Below are 21118 nucleotides of genomic sequence, written 5' to 3'. Positions count from 1 at the left end.
ATGGACGCGCCGTGGATGGCGCGGCGAGTGCGACAGCACACGGAGCGGCGGAATCGCCGAGCTCTAGGGAGAGAGCGTGATGGACCAGCTGGGTCGTCGGATCGGGCTACGCCTGCATACCCGTAATCTCGTCGCACGCGGCGCCGCGGCGCTGCTGCGGCCATCGCGACGCACGCTGGGCATCGTCCTGATCGCGCTGCTGGCGTTGCTCGCCGGCTCCTGGGCGGTGGCGGCCAAGTACGTTTACGACGGCAGCGGCCGGCTGGTGGTGACCACCAACGACGCCGGCCAGAGCGCGCGCTACGTCTACGACAAGATCGGCAACCTGCTGCGCATCGAGCGCCTGGCGGCGAGCGAAACGGCGGTGTTCGCCTTCGCGCCGGCGCGCGGCGGCGTGGGCCTGCCGATCACGATCCAAGGCCAGGGTTTCAGCGCGACGCCGGCGCAGAACACGGTGGCCTTCAACGGCACCGCGGCCACGGTGACGTCGGCCAGCGCGACCGAGCTGGTGGCGCTGGTGCCGCTGGGCGCGACCACCGGCCCGCTGACGGTGACGGTGGGCACGCAGACCGCGACCGGCCCGGCCGACTTCGTGGTGGACGAGAACGCGCTGCCGCCGGCGATCACCGCGGTAGCGCCGCTGGTGGCGGCGGCGGGCGCGTCGGTGACGGTGGACGGCCAGCGGCTGTACCCGATGCCGGACCAGACCCGGGTGCTGTTGAACGGGCGTTACGCGCTGCCCAGCGCGATCGGCAACACCCAGCTGACGTTCCCGGTGCCGCCGGGCACGGGCAGCGGCCGGGTGACGGTGCTGACGCCGTACGGCCGCGCGGTCAGCGACGAGATCGTGGTGGTGCCGCCCAACGGCGTGAACGCGGGCGACCTCGTCAATGCCGGGCGGTTGCTGGTGGACGGCCCGGCGCAGAGCCTGTCGGCGAGCGCGGCGAACCAGCAGCTGGGCCTGCTGATCGACGGCGAAGCGGGGCTGATGAGCAGCCTGCAGTTCACCGGTCTGGCCACGACGGTGACGTACACGCTGTACGGCCCGACCAACGCGGTGGTGGCCAACGGCAGCGTGAGCGCGACCAGCCCGACGGTGCACCTGCCGCGGTTGAACGCATCGACCTATCTGCTGCTGATGAAGCCCAGCGCGGTGCCGGCATCGTGGAGCGTGGCGCTGGAGAAGAACAAGCTGCTGCGCATCGAGGACGGTGCGTTGACGGTGCCGACCACGTCGGCCTACCAAAGCAAGCGCATGGTGTTCGTGGCGGGCTCGGGACAGAACCTGGGCATCGGCCTGAGCGAACTGACCATCGGCGGCACCACCAGCGGCTACAGCTACGCCTACGTGCATCGCCCCGATGGCAGCCAGCTCGCTTACGAAACCTGCTACCAGAGCAATAACGGCTGCGAGTTGGATCTGATCAACCTGGCGCCGGGCAGCTACACCCTCACCGTCAACTCGCCCAGCAGCGGCAACGCCACCATGGCGTTCAAGGCCACGCTGTCGGACGAAGTCACGACCACGCTGGCGCCCGACACCGCGTACGCGCTGGCGCTGCCGCGCCGCGGCCAGAACGGGCGCTTGTCGTTCGTCGCCACGCAGGGCCAGACCCTGGCGCTGCGCGTGGCTGCGCAGACTACGCTGCCGGCCAGCCAGCAGGTCTACTACAGCGTGTACAAGCCCGACGGCAGCCTGCTGCAGGGCGCGGCGATCAACGGCGCAGGTACCTTCAATCTCGCCAACCTGCCCGTGGGCGGCACCTACGCGGTGTTCGCCGATCCTTATTACGGCGCGACCGCCAACGCCCAGGTCACCCTGCACACCGGCGTGACCGGCACGCCGGAAGTCGGCGGCGACACCGGCAGCTACGCCACCGCGAGCGCGGGCCAGAACGTCTATCTGCGCTTCAGCGCCAGCCAGGGCCAGAACCTGGGCCTGGGCATCAGCGACCTGGTGGTCAACGGCGTCACCAACGGCTATAGCAGCGTTTACGTCTATCGCGCCGACGGCAGCCAGCTGCTCAGCGAAACCTGCTACCAGAGCAACGGCGGCTGCGACCTGGACCTGCCCAACCTGTCCGCGGGCACCTACAGCGTGACCCTGACCGCGCCCAGCAGCGGCAACGGCACCATGAGCTTCAAGGCCACGCTGTCGGCCGACAGCACCGGCACTTTGCTGGCCGATAGCGCGTATGCGCTGTCGTTGCCGCGCCGCGGCCAGAACGCGCGCCTGAGCTTCGACGCCAGCGCCGGGCAGACCCTGGCGCTGCGCATCGCCGGCCAGGTCACGGTGCCGGCCAGCCGCGATATCTACTACACCCTGAGCAAGCCCGACGGCACCCTGTTGCAGGGCTCGGCGGTCAACGCCAACGGCACCTACAACCTGGCCAAGCTGCCGGCGTCGGGCCGTTACACGGTCTTCGTCGATCCCTATTACGGCGCCAGCGCCGATGCGCAGCTGACCCTGTCTTCCGGTGTGACCGGCACGCCCACCGTGGGCGGCGATCCGACCGCGCTGGCGACCACCACGACGGGTCAGCACGCCTACCTGAGTTTCACCGCGACGGCCGGCCAGAACCTGGGCCTGGGCATCAGCGATTACGCGGTCGGCGGCGTCACCAACGGTTACAGCACCGTCCACGTGTACCGCCCCGACGGCAGCCAGCTGGCGACCGAGACCTGCTACCAGAGCAACGGCGGCTGCGAGCTCGACCTGCTCAACCTGGGCGCGGGGCAGTACAGCGTGACCGTGGCCGCGCCCAGCCAGGGCAGCGGCACCATGAGCTTCAAGGCCAGCGTGTCGGCGGAAGCCACCGCCGCGCTACAGGCCGATACGCCTTACGAACTGGGCCTGTCGCGCCGCGGCCAGAACGGCCGTTACAGCTTCGCCGCCACGGCCGGGCAGACTTTGGCGCTGCGCATCGCCAGCCAGGTCACGGTGCCGGCCAGCCGCGACGTCTACTACTCGGTCTACAAGCCCGACGGCAGCTTGCTGCAGGGCGCGGCGGTCAACGCCAACGGCATCTTCAACTTCGCCCGCCTGCCGGCGGACGGCACCTACACCGTCTTCGTCGATCCCTACTACGGCGCCACCGCGGCCGCGCAGTTGACCCTGGCCTCGGGCGTGACCGGCGCGCCGCCGGTGGGCGGCGATGCGGGCTCGTTCGCCACCTCGGTGGCCGGCCAGCAGGCGTATTTCAGCTTCACCGCGACGCCGGGCCAGAACCTGGGCCTGGGCATCAGCGATTACGCGGTCGGCGGCGTGACCAACGGCAACAGCACCGTGTACGTGTACCGCCCGGATGGCAGCCAACTGGTGACCGAGACTTGTTACCAGAGCTACGGCGGTTGCGAGCTGGATCTGATCAACCTGGTCGGCGGCACCTACAACGTCACCGTCAGCGCGCCCAGTGCGGGCACCGGCACCATGAGCTTCAAGGCCACGCTATCGCCTGAAGTCGCCGCCACGCTGCAGGCCGACACCGCCTATGCGCTGGACCTGCCGCGCCGCGGCCAGAACGCGCGCCTGAGCTTCGCCGGCACCGCCGGTCAGGCACTGGCCCTGCGCGTGTCCGGCCAGGCCACCGCGCCGGTCTCCGGCCGCGACGTGTACTACACCATGAGCAAGCCCGACGGCAGCCTGCTGCAGGGCGCGGCGGTCAACGCCAACGGCACCTTCAACTTCGCCGTGTTGCCGGTGAGCGGCAACTACACGGTGTTCGTCGATCCCTACTACGGCGTGACCGCGACCGCGCAGCTGAGCCTGGTGTCCGGCAGCGCCGGCGCCACGCCGGTGGACGGCGATCCGACCACGTTCGCCACCACCGCCAGCGGGCAGCACGCCTACTTCAACTTCACCGCCACGGCCGGGCAGAACCTGGGCCTGGGCATCAGCGACTACATCGTCGGCGGCATCAGCAACGGCACCAGCAGCGTTTACGTCTATCGACCGGACGGCAGCCAGCTCACCAGCGAAACCTGCTACCAGAGCTACGGCGGCTGCGATCTGGACCTGATCAATCTGGCCGCCGGTCAGTACAGCGTGACCGTGAACGCGCCCAGCGGCGGCAACGGCATGATGAGCTTCAAGGCCACCGTGTCGGCTGAAGTCGTGGCGGCGCTGCAGCCCGACACCGCCTATGCGCTGGATCTGGCGCGCCGTGGCCAGAACGCGCGCCTGAGCTTCGATGCCGTGGCCGGCCAGACCGTGGCGCTGCGCTTCGCGGGGCAGACCACCACGCCCGCGGGCCGCGACGTCACCTACACCGTGTTCAAGCCCGACGGCAGCCAGCTGCACACGGCCGCGGTCAACGCCAACGGCACCTACAACTTCAACCAGCTGCCGGCCAGCGGCAGCTACACCGTCTTCGTCGATCCGTACTACGGCGCGACCGCGGCGGTCAGCGTGACCCTGTCCTCGGGCGTGACCGGTTCGTCCACCGTGGGCGGCGGCACCGACAGCTATGCGACCTCGGTCGCCGGCCAGCACGCCTACTTCGGCTTCAGCGCCAGCGAAGGCCAGAGCCTGGGCCTGGGCATCAGCGACTACGTGGTCAACGGCGTCACCAACGGCACCAGCAGCGTCTACGTCTATCGCCCGGACGGCACCCAGCTCACCAGCGAAACCTGCTACCAGACCTACGGCGGTTGCGATCTGGACCTGCCGCGCCTGGGCGCGGGCCAGTACACGGTGCTGGTGATGGCGCCGACGGCCGGCAACGGCACCATGAGCTTCAAGACCACACTGACGCCGGACACCGTCGGCACGCTCGCGGCGGGCAGCGCCTATGCGCTGGATCTGCCGCGCCGCGGCCAGAACGCACGCCTGAGCTTCAACGCCACGGCCGGGCAGACGGTCTCGCTGCAGATCGCCGCGCAGACCACTCTGCCCAGCGGGCGCAGCGTGTACTACACGGTGAGCAAGCCCGACGGCACCACGCTGCAAGGCGGTGCCTACGGCGCCAGCGGCACCATGACCCTGAGCAACCTGGCGGCCAGCGGTACGTACGCGGTCTTCGTCGATCCTTACTACGGCGCCAGCGTGAGCGCGCAGCTCACCCAGACCGGCGGCGCCGGCGATCCGAGCGTGCCGGGCCCGAGCGATCCGCTGCAGCCCATCGACGGCGCCGCCAGCGCTTACGCCACGCAGACCGCGGGCCAGCGCATCGCTTTCGACTTCACCGCCAGCACCGGCCAGAACCTGGGCCTGGGCATTGGCCAGCTGACGATGAGCGGCGGCACTTACGCCACGGTGTACGTCTACCGCCCCGACGGTAGCCAGCTCACCAACGAAACCTGCTACCAGAGCAACGGCGGCTGCGACGTCAACCTGTCCAAGTTGCAAGGCGGCCGTTACCGCGTGCAGGTGGTGCCCAACAGCGGCACGATGAGCCTGCAGGCGGCGGTGAGCACCGATCTGGGCGCGGCGCTGACGGTGGACAACGCCTACGCGCTGAACCTGGCGCAGTACGGCCGCAACGCGCGCCTGTCCTTCGCCGGCAGCGCTGGCCAGAGCGTGACCCTGCGCCTGTCGGGCACCACGACCACGCCGGCGAGCCGCGATGTGGCCTACGCGGTGTACAAGCCCGACGGCAGCGCGCTGCAATCGGGCAACGTGCGCGACGCGGTGAGCTTGAACCTCAATCTGCCCAGCAGCGGCGACTATCTGTTGTGGCTGGATCCGCTCAACGGCGAGAAGACCGCCATGCAGGTGCTGCTGAGCGCGGGCGTGGTCAACACGCCGGTGGTGGGCGGCGCGCCCAGCGTGCTGGCCACCAGCGTGGCCGGGCAGACCGCCACGCTGCGCTTCAACGCCAGCCAGGGCCAGAACCTGGGCCTGGGCATTAGCGACTACGCCGTCGGCGGCATCACCAACGGCTACGGCACGGTCACCGTGTATCGCCCCGACGGCAGCCAGCTGGTGTACGAGACCTGCTACCAGAGCAGCGGCGGCTGCGAACTCGACCTCAACAACCTCAGCGCGGGCCAGCACACCGTGGTGGTGTCGGCGCCTAGCAACGGCAACGGCACCATGAGCTTCAAGGCCTCGCTGAGCGCCGAGGCCACCGCCACGCTGTTGCCGGGCACGGCCTATGCGCTGGACCTGTCGCGTCGCGGCCAGAACGCGCGCCTGAGCTTCGATGCGCAGGCCGGGCAGAGCCTGGCCCTGCGCGTCGGCGGCCAGGTCACCGTGCCGGCCAGCCGCGACGTGTACTACTCGATCTACAAGCCCGACGGGACCCTGCTGCAGGGTTCGGCGGTCAACGCCAACGGCACCTACCACCTGCACAACCTGCCGGCCAGCGGCAGCTACACGGTGTTCGTCGATCCGTACTACGGAGCGACCGCGACCGCGCAGCTGACCCTGGTGGCCGGCGCCATCGGCACGCAGGCGCTGGACGGCACGCCACAGACCTATGCCACCCAGGTGCCGGGCCAGCAGGCGGCGTTCACCTTCGTCGCCGGCAACGGTCAGAATGTCGGCATCGGCCTGGATCAGCTGGTCATAACCGGCGGCAGCTCGGCCACGGTCTACATCTACCGGCCCGACGGCAGCCAGCACGGCTACGAGAACTGCTATCCCAGCAACGGCGGTTGCGATGCCAACCTGAGCAACCTGTCCGCCGGTACCTACCGCGTGGTGGTGGTGCCCAACGACGGCACGATGAGCTTCCGCGCCACCGCCACGCTGGACTTGGCGACCACGCTGCAGGCCGACACTGCCTACGCCCTGGCGCTGGCCCAGCCGGGTCGCAACGCGCGTCTGTCCTTCGCCGGCAGCGCCGGCCAGACCGTGGCCCTGCGCTTCTCCGGGCAGACCACCGTGCCGGCCAACCGCGACGTGAGCGTTGGTGTGTACAAGCCCGACGGCACGGTGTTGCAGACGGTGACGGTGCGCACTGCGCTGACCATGAACCTGACCCTGCCCGCCAGCGGCGACTATTACGTGTGGGTCGATCCCAACTACGGCGAAACCGCCAATGCCGGCGTGATCCTGTCCACCGGCGTGGGCGGCGTGCAGCAGGTGGACGGCACGGTCGCCAGCTACGTCACCCAGACCGCGGCGCAGAACGTGGGCTTCGAGTTCGACGCCAGCGTTGGCCAGAACGTCGGCCTGGGGCTGTCGCAGTTCGCGGTCAGCGGCGGCAGCAACGCCACGGTCTACGTCTACCGCCCCGACGGCAGCCAGCTCGCCTACGACACCTGCTACGTCAGCAACGGCGGTTGCGATCTGAATCTGTGGAACCTCTCCGGTGGACGCCACCGCGTGCTGGTGGTGCCGGACGCGGGCATGGTCTCGTTCCAGGCCGCGCTGTCCAACGACCTGGTCGCGACGCTGGCGCCGAACGCGGTCCATGCGCTGGATCTGTCGCGCAACGGCCGCAACGCTCGCCTGGGCTTCAGCGGCAGCGCCGGCCAGGCGGTGGCGCTGCGCATCGCCAGCCAGGTCACCGTGCCGGCCAACCGCGACGTGAGCTATGCGGTGTACAAGCCCGACGGCACGGTGCTGCAGTCGTCCAACGTGCGCGGCGCGGCCACGCTCAATCTGACCCTGCCGGTCGACGGCGACTACTTCGTCTGGGTCGATCCCATGCTCGGCGAAACCGTCACCGCCGAGATCAGCCTGACGCCAGGCACGGCCGCGCAGTTGGACGTCGACGGCGCCAGCCTGGGCTATGCCACGCAAACGGTCGGCCAGAACGTGGTGTTCGATTTTGTCGCCACGCCGGGCCAGAACCTGGGCCTGGGCGTGAGCGGCCTGAGCATGAGCGGTGCCACGTATGCCAGCGTCTATGTGTACCGGCCCGACGGCAGCACGCTGACGTCGGAAACCTGCTACGTCAGCAACGGCGGCTGCGATATCAATCTGGGCAACCTGATGGGCGGCTCCCACCGCGTGATCGTCGCGCCGGGCCAGGCCACGCTCGCGTTCCAGGCCAGCCTGAGCAGCGACCTGTCCGCCGGCCTGACCGCCAACACCGACTACGCGCTGGACCTGTCGCGCCACGGCCGCAACGGTCGGCTGAGCTTCGCCGGCACCGCCGGGCGCGCAGTGTCGCTGCGCATCGCCGGGCAGGTCACATCGCCGGTCAATCGCGATGTCTATTACACGGTCTACAAACCCGACGGCACGGCGCTGCAATCGAACTGGGTGCGCGACGCGCTGACGATGAATCTCAATCTGCCGGCCGGCGGCGAATACCTGGTCTGGATCGATCCGGGCCAGGGCGAAACCGTTACGGCGCAAGTGACGTTGGTCGAAACGCCCTGACGCATCCACGGATCGGATCGGGCACGCGAGCAGGCAAGGAGGACTAGCGATGGCACACATCGGACAAGGACTGCAGACCCAGTGGCGCTACGGCGTGCTGGCATTGGCGCTGGTGGGCATGATCGGCGGCGCATCGCTGGGCATCGGCGACGCAGGCGCGGCGCTGGAGCCGCTGCCGGTGGCGCTGTCGCAACGGCTGACGGTGAACGCGGCCGAAGCGCGCACCCAACTGCCCGACGGGCGCTGGCTGAGCCTGGAGCGCGACGGCAGCCGCCTGCGCCTGAGCCGGATCGAGCCGGCCGGCGAACGCGTGCTGCAACGCTGGACCCTGCCCGCGCCGCGGCGCCTGGCCAGCCTGACCCTGCTGCCCAGCGGCCGGGTGCTGGTGTGGGGCGGGGTGGACAGCGCCGGTCGCCTGCACGGCAAGGGCCTGTGGTTCGATCCGCTGCGCCAGTCGCTGACCCCGGCCGATGTCGACCTGCTGCCGCGTGCCGCGCACAGCGCCACGGTGCTCAGCGACGGTCGGGTGCTGGTCAGCGGCGGCTGGTCCTCGGCCGGCGGCGGCGTGGCCCAGGCCGAACTGTGGGACGAACGCGCGCGCGGCACGCGCCGCACCGCCGGCGACCTGTCGCCGCCGCGGCTGGGCCATCGCGCCACGCTGCAGGCCGACGGCAGCGTGCGCCTGAGCGGCGGCGTGGACGGACAAGGCCGTGGCTACGCGGGCGAACTGCGTTACGACGCCGAGCAGGCGCGCTTCGTCGCCGCCGAACCGGCGCTTGCCCCCGATCCGAAAGCCGCCCCGGCCCTGACCGGTTCGCTGCCGCGCGCCGGCGCGCGCGACGTGGACCCCCATGCACGGCTCAGCCTGCGCTTCGACCGGGCGATGCGGGTGGACGCGCTCAACGCCAGCAGCGCGACCCTGTTCGGCCCCGGCGGCCGCGCCGCGATCGCGGTGGTGCCGGTGGAGCAGGGCCGCCTGCTGTTCGTGACCCCCAAGCAGCCGCTGTTCCCGGACGCCGACTACACCCTGATGCTGGAAGGCGGCTATTCGGCCGAAGGCAAGCCGCTGCCGCTGGTGGCGGTGGATTTCCACACCGCGGCGCTGGCCGCGGATGCGGGCCACGACCCAGGCGATAAGGGCGACGGCGCCCTGCACCTGACCACCGGCCCCGGCGGCCAGTCGGCTTGCACCAGCGATCAGCCCTGCCGCCGCAGCGACCAACTGCGCGAGGGCGTGTGGACGCCGGGCCAGAACAACACCGACAGCCGCTGGCGCATCTACGGCCCCGGCGCGGAAGCGCAAACCCACCGCGACATGGCGCGCATCGCCGCGCTGTACCGGGTGACCGCGCTGCGCGGCCAGGTGCTGCGGGTGGACCAGACGCCGGTGGCGGACGTGGAAGTCAGCGCGGGCGGGCAAAGCACGCGCACGCGCGCCGACGGCAGCTTCCTGCTGTTCGACGTGCCGGCCGGCCGCCAGGAGCTGTATGTGGACGGCAGCACCGCCAATCGCGACGGCGTGGAGTACGGCCAGTTCGTGGTCGGCGTGGACGTGCAGCGCGGCCGCCTGACCGAACTGCCCTACCTGATGCACCTGCCGCGCATCAGCGCGCGCGACAAGGTCAAGATTCCCTCGCCGCTGACCCGCGACGTGGTGCTGAGCCACCCGGACATGCCGGGGCTGGAAGTGACGATCCCGGCCGGCGCGGTGATCCGCGACCGCAAGGGCCGTCTGGTGACGGAGCTGGCGCTGGTGCCCACGCCGGTGAACCGCGCGCCGTTCCCGGTGGCGGACAACTACCCGATGTACTTCACCGTGGAGCCGGGCGGCGCGGTGATCCAGGGCCTGACGCCGGAGGCGGCCAAGGGCGTGCGGGTGTCGTACCCGAACTACGACGGCCATGCGCCGGGCACGCTGTCGAACTTCTGGATTTACGACCCGCAAGAAGGCTGGCGGGTGTACGGCCAGGGCCGGGTGGGCGAGGACGGCAGACAGTTCGTGCCGGAGCAGGGCGTGGCGCTGCAGCAGACCATGGGCGGCAGCTACACGGTGCCCGGCGACGATCCGCCGCCGGAACCGGACCAGCCCAACTGCAACGAGGGCTGCGGTTCATCGGGTTCGGGCGGCGGCGCGGTGGCCGGCGATCCGATCGATCTGGCGACCGGCTCGTTCCTGCACAGCGCGACGGACATCGCCATCCCCGATCTGATGTCGATCGGGCTGTCGCGCAGCTATCGCCAGCACGATGTGCGCAAGCGCGCGTTCGGCATCGGCATCGCGTCCAATTACGAGTACACGCTGCACGCGCCCAGCGGCTACAACGAAATGTGGATGGTGCTGCCGAACGGTTCGTTCGTGCGCTTCGGCCGCATCTCGGGCTCGGGCGGCACCGGCGAGTGGCGCCAGTCCGGCTCGTCGACGAGCTTCAGCGGCGCGGTGCTCAACCACGCCAACGACAGCACCTGGGGCCATGGCTACTGGATGCGTCTGCGCAACGGCAACCGCATGTTCTTCGGCTCCGGCTACTACAACGCCGGCCGCTCGCCGCTGCGCGGCATCGAAGACCGCAACGGCAACCGCGTCGACCTGTCGTTCGAAGCCGGCCTGCTGAAGAAGATCACCTCGCCGGGCGGCCGCAGCATCACCCTGAGCTACGACACCGGCAACCGCATCGCCAGCGCCCAGGACCACACCGGCCGCACCTGGAGTTACCAGTACACCGACGGCATGCTGACCCGGGTCAACTTCCCGGACGGCAGCTTCGAGAGCTACAGCTACGAGCTGATGTTCGGCGCCATCGGCACGCCCACCTCCGGGCAGGTGATCGCGCACAACTTCAAGTCGCTGACCAACCGCCGCGGCCATCGCGAGTTCCTGAACACCTACCGCAACCTGGTGCCGGGCCAGCCCGACATCCTGGGCAAGGTCACCAAGCAGACCCTGGCCGACGGCAGCGAGATCGATATCGATTACCTGCACGACGACGGCAACGGCAACGGCGTGCTGGTGACCCAGGCCGACGGCCGCAAGCGCCGCCTGGTGTTCGGCCCGCAGCGCTATCCGGTCAGCGACACCGTCGGTTACGGCACGCCGCAGGCGCAGACCGTGCAGTTCGAGCACGCCTCGGGCTCCGAGCGGATCAGCGCGCGCATCGACGCGCTGGGCCGTCGTACCGAGTTCCAGTACAACGGCCTGGGCCTGACCACGCAGGTGAAGTACCTGGCCGGCACGGCCGATGCCAAGACCGTGAGCATGAGCTACACGGCCGAGGGCGACCTGGCCAGCATCACCGACCCGTTCAACCGCACGACCCGCTTCGAGTACGTCAACCGCTGCCTGTCGCGCATGGTCGACCCGCTCAACCGCGTCACCCAGATCACCTGCAACGGCAACGGCCAGCCGCTGACCGCGACCGACGCGGCCGGCAACACCACCCTGTACCACTACGACGGCAATGAGCTGACCGCGGTGGTCGATCCGCTGGGCCGCGCGACCGGCTTCGCCTACGACAGCCTGGGCCGGCTGGTGGTGGTGCGCGACGATCAGGGCCGCATCCTGCGCCGCGAGTACGACGTTGCCGGGCGGGTCAAGAAGATCGTCGACGCCGAAGGCAACGCCACCGACCTGGCCTACGACCACAACGGCAACCTGACCGCGGCGCTGCTGCCGCACGGCACCGGCATCACCTACGCCTACGACAACCGCGATCGCATGACCGCGCGCACCGATGCCTTGAGCCAGGCCGAAAGCTGGGCCTACGACGCCATCGGCCGGGTCACCGCTTACACCGACCGCAAGCAGCAGACCACCAGCTTCGCCTACGACGCGCTCGGCCGCCCGAATCTGACCACCTATGCCGACGGCAGCACCCAAGGCTTCAGCTACGACGCCGCCGACCGCCTGCTGCAGGTGGACGACAGCGTGTCGGGCCTGTTGAGCTGGCAGTACGACGTCTACGACCGCATCCTGCAGGAAGCCAGCCCCGGCGGTTCGGTGGCCTACGAGTACGACGCGATCGGCCGCCGCGTGGGCATGACCGCCGGCAGCCAGGCCAAGGTCGAATACCAGTACAACGCCGCCGACCAGCTCACCCGCATCCTGCAGGGCAGCGAAACCGTCGAATTCCAGTATGACGCGTTGGGCCGCCGCAGCCAGCTGACCCTGCCCAACGGGGTCAAGGCCGGCTACGCCTACGATGCGTCCAGCCAGGTCACCGGCATCGCCTACCTCAAGCCCGACGGCAGTCCGCTGGGAGACCTGGGCTACGCCTACGACCGCGCCGGCCAACGCATCGCCCAGACCGGCAGCCTGGCCAGCAATCTGTTGCCGGCGGCCAGCACCGGCAATGCCTTCGACGACAACAATCGCCAGACCCAGTACAACGGCGCCACGCTCAGCTACGACGCCAACGGCAACCTCACCGGCGACGGCACGCGCAGCTACCAATGGGATGCGCGCGACCAGCTGGTGGCGATCGTGCAGGGCGGGCAGACCATTGCCGCGTTCCAGTACGACGCCATGGGCCGGCGCACCAGCAAGGCCGAGAACGGGCAGAGCACCGGCTACCTGTACGACGGCGCCGATCCGGTGCAGGAGACCCGCGGCAGCAACGTCGCCGGCATCCTCACCGGCGCCGACATCGACGAGCGTTTCGCCCGCACCGACGTCAACGGCCGCACCTACTTCCTGACCGACGCTATCGGCAGCACCCGTGGCCTCACCGACGGCAGCGGCAACCTGGTGCAGCGTTACGACTACACGCCCTACGGCCAGACCCAGGCCAGCCTGGGCAGCCACAACAATCCCTACCGCTACACCGGGCGCGAACTCGACGACAGCGGCCTGTACCACTACCGCGCGCGTTACTACCACCCGGGCATGGGCCGCTTCCTCAGCGAAGACCCGCTGGGCTTCGGCGGCGGCGACGTCAACACCTATGCCTACGTCGCCGGCGATCCGATTTCGTACAACGATCCCACCGGTAAGTTCATCAACTTCCTGATCGGCGCCGGCATCGGCTTCGGCGTGGACGTGGCGCTGCAGCTGATCCAGAACGGCGGTAACTTCGACTGCATCAACTGGGGCCAGGCCGGTTTGTCGGCGGCCCTGGGCGCGGTCGGCGGCGGCCTGGCCGGACGCGGCCTGGTCAACTTCACCAAGGGCCTGTCCAACGGCACCAAGGGCCAGATCGGCGAAACCCTGTCGCTGGTCAACAACTGGGCCAAGGGCAGCCGCCTGGTCGAAACCCAGACCCGCAGCATTCCCGGTTACCGTACCGTGGTGGACAGCACCTGGCGCTCGATCCGGGGGACGACCTACTACGTGGAATCCAAGTTCGGTACTTCGGGACTCACCAAGGCCCAGCGCGCGGCCGCCAACGGCATGGGCGACCTTTATCACGTCGAACGCTGGGGCTACGACTTCGTCGGCCGCGCCGGCGCGGCGGCGGGCGGTGCCGCAGGCGGCGGCGCGGGCAACGCCGCGGGGCCCGGCGGTGGGTGTGGCTGCCAGTAAATCCGCCGCGGCCGGCGTGCTGGCCGCGCTGGAGCAGCGTCTGCTGCCGGAACTGCAACGGCGCGGCTTCGAGGCCGCGCCGTTGGATGCGCAGGATCGCCGCGATCCGGGCATCCGCGCCGCGTTTCCGTTCGGCCGCCATCGTCGGCGCACCCCGCAGGGTTACGACCAGATCGAAATCCAGATCGACAAGCGCGACGGCGTCGGCTTCCGCCTCAACTTCGCCTCGTTTCCGCTGGATGGCATCGTCCACGCCGCCGGACCGGTGGCCGCCGAAGACATGTGGGTGCACTACCTGCCGGCCTACTGCACGCTGTACCGGCGCCCCTTGCTACGCACCTGGTTCGCGCCGCAGCGTCCGCTCTGGGGTGGGGATGCGCCCGATGCGACCGTCGCGGTCGATGAAGCCGTGGCGCTGCTGCCGGAGATCGACGCCTACTTCGTCGCCGGAACGATAGGCGCGCACTTGCGCCGCGTTTGAGGGTGCATCGAACGCGCAGGCGCGCATCGCCGCCCGACCGGCGCAGGCCGGCCGGGCCGGATATCTTCAATCCGTGGTGCCGTCCACCGTCGCGGTGGGCGCGTTGACCGTGACCGAGGCGATGCCGCCTTCGCGGCCGCCGGCGTCGGCGTACATCTGGCTGGTGCCGATGACCTGGCCGTTGCTCGCGGTCAGGTTGAAATAGAACTTGCCGTTGCTGGCGGTCTTGAGTTCGTAGCGCTTGGGGTCCTGGCTGTTCTTGCGCACCGACTCGATGCCGTTGCTGCACGACGCCTTGGCCGAGTAGCCCTCGCTGCTGAGGATGGGCTCGCCGTTGCCGGCCTTGAGCACGAACTGGAATTCGCCGTTGGAGCGCTTGCTGATCACGAACTTGCCGGCCATCGCTGGTCCTCCTGGAGGGGGCGGGCGCCCCTTCCGGGCACAGTAGCCAAGGCCGTGTGACGCGTCTATCCGGAGGTGGCGGGCAGGGGCCGGCGCGGCGCGGTGCGGCGGCGCCAGAACAGGAAACCGGTGACCAGCAGGAAGGCCGGGACCAGCCCGGTGAAGGCCACCCCCCATTGCCATAGGCGCCCGCCGACGAAGCCGCCGTGCAGCGGATACAGCGCCTCGCTGGCGCGCGCGCCGGCGTCCTGGGCGGTGGCGTCGTGCACGCCCAGCACCTGCGCGCGGTAGGGGTCCAGCCAGACCATGCTGCGGCCCACCGGGTGCCACTCGCCGGCCGCGCGCAGGCGCACGGTGACCAGGCCGCTGTCGCCCTTGGGCAGGCCGATGCGGCGCAGCTGGGCGCCGGGCAGGCGGCCGTCGGCGGCGCGCAGCACGGCCGCCCAGTCGATCGTGGCGTCGCGCGCGGCCAGCTTGGGCGGCTTGCGTGCGTCGGGGCCGTCGCCCAGGGCGGTGCGCAGCAGGCTGCGCGCGGCGCCGTCGTAGACCATGCCCACGCCGGTGAGCACGGCCAGCAGGGTCAGCGGCAGCAGCAGCGCGCCGGCGCTGCGGTGCCAGCTGAACCAGCGCCGCGTCGGCGGCCCGCGGTACCAGCGCAGGCTCGCGCCCAGCGCGCTCAGCCGCGGCCACCACAGGTACAGGCCGCTGAGCAGCAGGAACAAGGCGATCAGACCGACCACGCCCAGCACCTGCTCGCCGGCCTTGCCCGCCAGCAGGTGGGTGTGCAGATCGCGCAGCCACAGCACCCAGTCGTTGCCTTTGTTGCGCACCAGCAGCAGCTCGCCGCTGGCGCCGCCGAAGTAACGGCGCTCGCCGTCGGGGAAGTAGCCCTGCCACACCGGTAGCTGCGCGGTGGGCAGGTCCAGCGAACTCAGTCCGAGCGCCTGCCAGTCGGCGACGATGCGCGCCAGAGCCGCTTCGCGCTGCGCCGGCGCGGGCAGCGGCGCGGCCGTCAGCTGCGGCTGCGACCACGCCAGGATCTCGCGCTGGAACGCCAGCACCGTGCCGCTCAGCGCCACGATCGCGAAGACCAGGCCCACGCTCAGGCCCAGCCACAGATGCAGCCACTTCAGCGCCGCACGCAGGCGGCGCTTGATCGGGTGGGGAGCCTGGCGCGACGTCATGCTGGGCATTGTTGGCGGGTTTGGATGGTGCGGAAGATCTGAACAACCTCAGGCTCGTCATCCCCGCGAAGGCGGACTTCAGAGTCATGCTTCGGTGGAGCCCTGGATCCCCGCTTTCGCGGGGATGACGCCCCCCAAAGGACGCCGCTTAGAACCGGTGCGTCCAGTTCGCGCTGAACACCCGCCCGCGGCCGGCCACGTAGGTGTCGGCGCGCGGCGTGCTCTGCGAGTAGTAGGTCACATACTGCTCGTCCAGCAGGTTCTCGATGCCCAGGTTCAGCGTGCCCACCGGCAGGGCGAAACGCGCCTGCAGGTCCACCGTGGTGTAACCGTCGGCGCTGGCCACCTGCGCGCCGCGCAGATCGAAGTCGCGGTCCAGCGAGCGGCTGCCCTGCAGGCGGGTGGAGATGCGCTCGCTCCAGGTCTGGTCCCAGAACGCGGTGACGCGATCGGGGCTGATGTTGATGCCGGGCAGGTCGCTGTCGACGCGGTCGTCGCCGTTGCTGTCGTAGCGGCCCTTGGCGCCGGCGTAGCCCAGGCCCACGCGCGTGGCGTCGCTGAACTGGAAGGCCACGTTGCCCTCGATGCCGCGGATCTCGGTGCGCTCGCGCACCACGTTGTAGCTCTGGGTCGCGGTGTCGAAGGCCAGGCGCGAACCCAGGTCGGAATCCGACCAGTACGCGGCCAGGTGCAGCAGCCAGCGGCCGTCGTCGTAATCCACGCCGATCTCGCGGTTGTCCGACACCACCGGCGACAGGTCGACCAGGTTGTCCACGCGCTGGTTCGGCGCGGTGATGCCGCGCAGCACGCGGCCGATGTCGGCCACCGTATAGCCTTCCGAATACGAGGCGTAGAACTTCAGCGCATCGCTGAGCTCATAGACCGCGCCGAAGTTCGGCAGGGTCTCGCTGGTCTTGGGCGAACCGCCCTGGACGAAGCGGCTGCCGCCGGCGTTGGCCGGAATGGTGGTGAAGTCGTCCACGCTGAGCTTGCCGCGCTCGTAGCGCAGGCCGCCGGTGAGCATGAACTTGTCGCTGATCCACCACTGTGCCTGCACGAACGGCGACCAGGATTCGTACTGGGTTTCCGGCACCCAGTTCATGCGCGCCACCACCAGCTCCTGGTAGGTCTTGTCGCGCGCCCAGTCCAGGCCCAGGGTGACGCGCAGGCGCTGGTCGAACAGGTTGTCGCGCGACCAGCTGAACTTGCCCCCCAGCTTTTCCGACACGTTCTGCGACTGGTCCCACCAGTTCAGGTCGCGGCCGTCGCGCCAGAAATCGCCCCAGTCGCTGGCGCCGTACAGGCCGTTGAAATCCACCCAGTACAGCTGCGCCTGGAAGTAGCCGCCGGCCAGCGATTTGTCGGTGTAGTCCAGCACCGCCGAGGTCGAACGGTTGCGCGCGCCTTCGCCCTCGCGGCTGCCGCGTGCCGAGGTGGCGAGCTGGCCGGTGGCGGGGTTGCCGTTGACGGTGATGTAATCGTTGTTGCCCTGCAACTCGTAGCGGTTGAGGGTCAGCTGCAGGCGGCGCTCCTCGTCGAGCGCCCAGCCGAGCTTGGCGAACAGGTTGTGGCTGCGCGCGTCCATCAGGTCGCCCTGGATGTCGTTGACCGCGATCGCGTCGCCGTTGCCGTCGTAGTACAGGCCTTCGCTGGCGTAGGACGCGCCGCCGACGAAGTCGAAAGCGCCCTGGCGCGTGCCGAACAGGTAGGAGGCGCGGTAACCGCTGCCGTCGCTCTGGCTGGGCAAGGCGGTGCTCGCGCCCAGGGTCACTTCCTGGAAGCTGGCGCCGTCCTCGCGCGGGGCGCGCTTGGTGATGATGTTGATGATGCCGCCGGACGCGCCCAGGCCCTGCATGGCGTTGGCGCCGTGGATGACCTCGATGCGTTCGATCATCGCCGGGTCCAGGGTGTGGCCGTCGCGGCCGCCTTCGCGCAGCGGCGTGGACTGCGGCACGCCGTCCACCAGGTACAGCGGCTTGCGCCCGCGCAGGGTCTCGCCGCCGTTGGTGAGCTTCTGCCGCGAGGGCGAGAACGAGGGGATCAGGTTGGCCAGTACCTGCGAGATGTCCTGCGTGACCGCCAACTGCTGGCGCAGCTGGGCCTGGTCGATCACCGTGATCGTGTTGGGCAGCGCGGCCTCCGAGTCGGGCAGGCGGCTGGTGCTGGCGGAGACGGTGACGCGATCGAGGTCGGTGGCGTCTTCATCGGCCTGGGCGACGGCGGGCGCGGCGAGGACGGCCAGCAGGGCGCTGGCGAGCAGGTGGCGAGGGGGCATTACCGGGTCCGGGAACTGCGGGGGACGCCATGATAATGCGAGTTATTCTCATTTGACAGTGCGCATCCAGGCGGCAGCGCCAACGCGGCCGGCCCCCCAATCCCGTCCTCCACAAGTTCCCCCCTTTGAAAAAGGGGGGCAAGGGGGGATTTGCTGTTGCTGTTGCCCCTCAACGCAAGCATCGAACTCGCAGTCCCAACAGCAGACCCAAAGGGCGGCGCACAGGACGTGCGCCGTTTTCCGCTCGGGCAGGATGCCCGATCGGAAAATCCCTGCGCACGCATCGCTCTCGCAGGGGAGCTCTGGTGAAGCGTTTTTCTTTGGTTACTTTCTTTTGACGCTTATCAAAAGAAAGTAACCCGGCCGCTCGCGGACGGAAGCTGTTGCTGTTGCTTCAACCAGCACACCCAAACACCTTCGCGAGTTCGGAGCGGATCGCGGCTCACGCCGCTCCCACAGAAGGCACAGATCCCACAGAACCAAAGCCTTCGTCGTAGATGCAGGTTCGCGGTCGCAGCTCACGCAGCTCCTACAGGGGGAACCGCAGCTTTCGACGCAGCTGTGGGTTCGCGGTTGCAGCTTGCGCAGCTCCTACAGGGGAAACCGCAGCTTTCGATGCAGCTGCGGATTCGCGGTCGCAGCTTGCGCAGCTCCTACAGGAAGCTATCGGGGTGACGAGATGATGGCCGCCGCGAGGCGGCTTGGCGTTCAGCCCGCGCCGAAGCGTGCGCGCACTTCGCTGTCGCGCGGCATCGACGAGGCGGCACCCGCGCGTTCGGTGGACAGTCCGGCATAGCGGCTGGCGTAGGCCACATGCGCGGCGAACGCCTGCGCCGGCTCGCGCGCCAGCGACGCCGCCAGCGCGCCGTTGAAGGCATCGCCCGCACCGGTGGTGTCGACCGCGCGTACCGCCGAGGCGGCCACGCGGTAGTAGCCGCGTTCGTCGCCGCGCCACTGGCCGTCGGCGTGGGAGATGAAGCAGCCCGCCGCACCCAAGGTCACCACCACACTGCCATGCGGCAGCAAGCGGCGGCAGTCGGCGTGCAATTCGTCGTCGGCCAGGGCGGCCAGCTTGTCCGGATCGATCACCGCGCCGGTGTGGCGCTTGAGTTGGGCGCAGAACTCGGTTTCGTTGGGCGTGATCGCATCGGCCGCGGCCCACAGTTCGGGCGTGGCCACCGCGTCGGCGGGTGCGGGATTGAGCAGGGTCAGCGCGCCGGCGCCGCGCGCATGCGCGAACGCGGCCGCGACCGAGGCCGGCGGCGATTCCAATTGGCCCAGCACCACCCGCGCCTGGCCGATGGCCTCGCGCTGCAGGTCCACGTAGCTGACCGACAGCTCGGCGTTGGCGCCGGGCCCGATGACGATGGAATTGCGGCCGTCGCGGTCGACGTAGATGCCGGCGGTGCCGGTGGGCGCGTCGCTGCGCAGCTCGTGCAGCTCGATGCCGTCGGCCGTGGCCAGCGCGCGCGCCAGCTGGCCGCCGGCGTCCTCGCCCAGCGCGCAGATGAAGCCGGTGCTGGCGCCCGCGCGCGCCGCGGCGGTGGCCTGGTTGAAGCCCTTGCCGCCGGGGCCGGTGTGGTACTGCCCGGCCAGGGTCTCGCCCGGGCGCGGCAACGCGGCCACCGACCACACGTGGTCGACGTTGAACGAACCCACCACCACGACCCGGCTCATGGCATCAGGGCGCGAAGTGGGTGAGCACGCCGGCGATGGTCGCGGTCATGAAGGTGGCGATCGAGCCGCCCAGCACCGCGCGCATGCCGAAGCGGGCCAGATCGGCGCGACGCTCCGGAGCCAGGCCGCCGATGCCGCCGATCTGGATCGCGATCGAGCTGAAGTTGGCGAAGCCGCACAGCGCATAGGTCGCGATCAGCTTGCCCTGTTCGCTCAGCGCCACGCCGGCGACCTTGCCGTTGACGATGTCGGCCAGGTGCGTGTACGCGACGAATTCGTTGAGCACCACCTTCTCGCCGATCAGGCCGCCGACCACGTTGGCGTCGGCCCAGGGCGTGCCGATGACCCAGGCGATCGGCGCGAGCACGAAGCCCAGGAGGGTGGACAGATCGGTGGGCTTGCCGATGGCCGCGGCCAGGCCGGTCTGCTCGCCGATCCAGGTCAGCGGCGCGTTGACCAGTGCGATCAGGGCGATGAAAGCCAGCAGCATCGCGCCGATGTTCAGCGCCAGGCGCAGGCCGTCGCCGGCGCCGGCGGCGGCCGCGTCGATGACGTTGGCGGTGTGCTTCTCCACTTCCATCTTGACCGTGCCGCGGGTCAGCGGCTCGCCGACCTCGGGCACCAGGATCTTGGCGATCACCAGGGTGGCCGGTGCGGCCATGATCGAGGCGGCCAGCAGGTGCTTGGCGTAGAACGCCTGCGCCTCGGGATCGCCGCCGCCGAGCATGCCCACGTAGGCGGCGAGCACGCCGCCGGCGATGTGGGCCATGCCGCCGATCATCATCGTGATCAGCTCCGATTCGGTCATCTTCGGAATGTAGGGGCGCACGGTCAGCGGCGCCTCGGTCTGGCCGATGAACACGCTGGCGCAGACGCTGGTGGTTTCCGCGCCGGACACGCGCATGACCTTGGTGATCGCCCAGGCCATGCCGCGCACGATCGCCTGCATCACGCCCAGGTGGTACAGCACGCCCATCAGCGCGGAGAAGAAGATGATGGTCGGCAGCACCTGGAAGGCGAAGATGAAGCCGAACTTGTTGATGTCCATCAGGTCGCCGAAGATGAACTTCGAACCGGCGCCGACGAACTCCAACACGTGCACGAAGCCCTTGCCGATGGCGTCGAACGCGTCCTTGCCGCCGGGCACCAGCAGCACCAGCGCGGCGAACGCGATCTGCAGCGACACGCCGGTGATCACCAGCTTCCAATCGACGCGGCGCTTGTTGTTGGAGAACAGCCACGCGATGCCGATCAGCACCGCCAGGCCGAACAGGCCGAATACCACCCGGACGATAGAATCCACTCAGTT

The 21118-nt window shown here is 69.6% G+C and carries 8 protein-coding genes; 3 read left to right on the top strand and 5 right to left on the bottom strand.

The genetic code is table 11. From position 1 onward, the window contains the following. Positions 1 to 79: 79 nt before the first annotated feature. Genes DX914_RS10575 through DX914_RS20230 form a run of 3 tightly spaced genes read left to right on the top strand, consistent with a single transcriptional unit; the run spans position 80 to position 14271 of the window. Positions 80 to 8275 carry an IPT/TIG domain-containing protein gene (locus DX914_RS10575; RefSeq protein ID WP_115858933.1) on the top strand — a complete coding sequence of 2732 codons (8196 nt, stop codon included), beginning with the start codon at positions 80 to 82 and terminating at the stop codon, positions 8273 to 8275. A 49-nt stretch (positions 8276 to 8324) separates the two neighbouring features. After that, complete coding sequence (locus tag DX914_RS10570; protein ID WP_115858932.1) at positions 8325 to 13790, top strand: RHS repeat-associated core domain-containing protein; 5466 nt, start codon at positions 8325 to 8327, stop codon at positions 13788 to 13790. After that, positions 13777 to 14271, top strand: coding sequence for a hypothetical protein (locus DX914_RS20230; RefSeq protein ID WP_158549237.1), 495 nt, complete (start codon positions 13777 to 13779; stop codon positions 14269 to 14271). Before DX914_RS10570 ends, DX914_RS20230 begins: the two co-directional genes overlap by 14 nt. Before the next feature lie 66 nt (positions 14272 to 14337). Here DX914_RS20230 and DX914_RS10560 read toward each other — a convergent pair whose 3' ends face one another. From DX914_RS10560 to DX914_RS10540, 5 genes are all read right to left on the bottom strand, one after another. After that, complete coding sequence (locus DX914_RS10560) at positions 14338 to 14673, bottom strand: YegP family protein (RefSeq protein ID WP_115858930.1); 336 nt, start codon at positions 14671 to 14673, stop codon at positions 14338 to 14340. Between the two features lie 65 nt (positions 14674 to 14738). Further along, the gene (locus DX914_RS10555) at positions 14739 to 15857 is read right to left on the bottom strand and encodes a PepSY-associated TM helix domain-containing protein (RefSeq protein ID WP_231118194.1); all 1119 of its coding nucleotides are present in this window, start codon (positions 15855 to 15857) and stop codon (positions 14739 to 14741) included. Positions 15858 to 16005: 148 nt separating this feature from the next. Continuing rightward, on the bottom strand, positions 16006 to 18132 hold the full coding sequence (locus tag DX914_RS10550) for a TonB-dependent receptor (RefSeq protein ID WP_115858928.1): 2127 nt from the start codon (positions 18130 to 18132) through the stop codon (positions 16006 to 16008). Positions 18133 to 18840: 708 nt separating this feature from the next. Further along, positions 18841 to 19809 carry a ribokinase gene (locus DX914_RS10545; RefSeq protein WP_115858927.1) on the bottom strand — a complete coding sequence of 323 codons (969 nt, stop codon included), beginning with the start codon at positions 19807 to 19809 and terminating at the stop codon, positions 18841 to 18843. Positions 19810 to 19813: 4 nt separating this feature from the next. After that, positions 19814 to 21112 carry a NupC/NupG family nucleoside CNT transporter gene (locus tag DX914_RS10540; RefSeq protein ID WP_115858926.1) on the bottom strand — a complete coding sequence of 433 codons (1299 nt, stop codon included), beginning with the start codon at positions 21110 to 21112 and terminating at the stop codon, positions 19814 to 19816. Between the last annotated feature and the right edge of the window lie 6 nt (positions 21113 to 21118).

The organism is Lysobacter silvisoli (genome assembly GCF_003382365.1).
GTDB classification, from domain to species: domain Bacteria; phylum Pseudomonadota; class Gammaproteobacteria; order Xanthomonadales; family Xanthomonadaceae; genus Lysobacter; species Lysobacter silvisoli.
This window is presented reverse-complemented; position numbering and strand designations above follow the sequence as displayed.

What these genes read in the sequence shown, in the direction of transcription:
- DX914_RS10575 (WP_115858933.1), top strand. Translation starts at nt 80, where the DNA reads ATGGACCAGCTGGGTCGTCGGATCGGGCTACGCCTGCATACCCGTAAT.
- DX914_RS10570 (WP_115858932.1), top strand. Translation starts at nt 8,325, where the DNA reads ATGGCACACATCGGACAAGGACTGCAGACCCAGTGGCGCTACGGCGTG.
- DX914_RS10560 (WP_115858930.1), bottom strand. Translation starts at nt 14,673, where the DNA reads ATGGCCGGCAAGTTCGTGATCAGCAAGCGCTCCAACGGCGAATTCCAG.
- DX914_RS10555 (WP_231118194.1), bottom strand. Translation starts at nt 15,857, where the DNA reads ATGACGTCGCGCCAGGCTCCCCACCCGATCAAGCGCCGCCTGCGTGCG.
- DX914_RS10550 (WP_115858928.1), bottom strand. Translation starts at nt 18,132, where the DNA reads ATGCCCCCTCGCCACCTGCTCGCCAGCGCCCTGCTGGCCGTCCTCGCC.
- DX914_RS10545 (WP_115858927.1), bottom strand. Translation starts at nt 19,809, where the DNA reads ATGAGCCGGGTCGTGGTGGTGGGTTCGTTCAACGTCGACCACGTGTGG.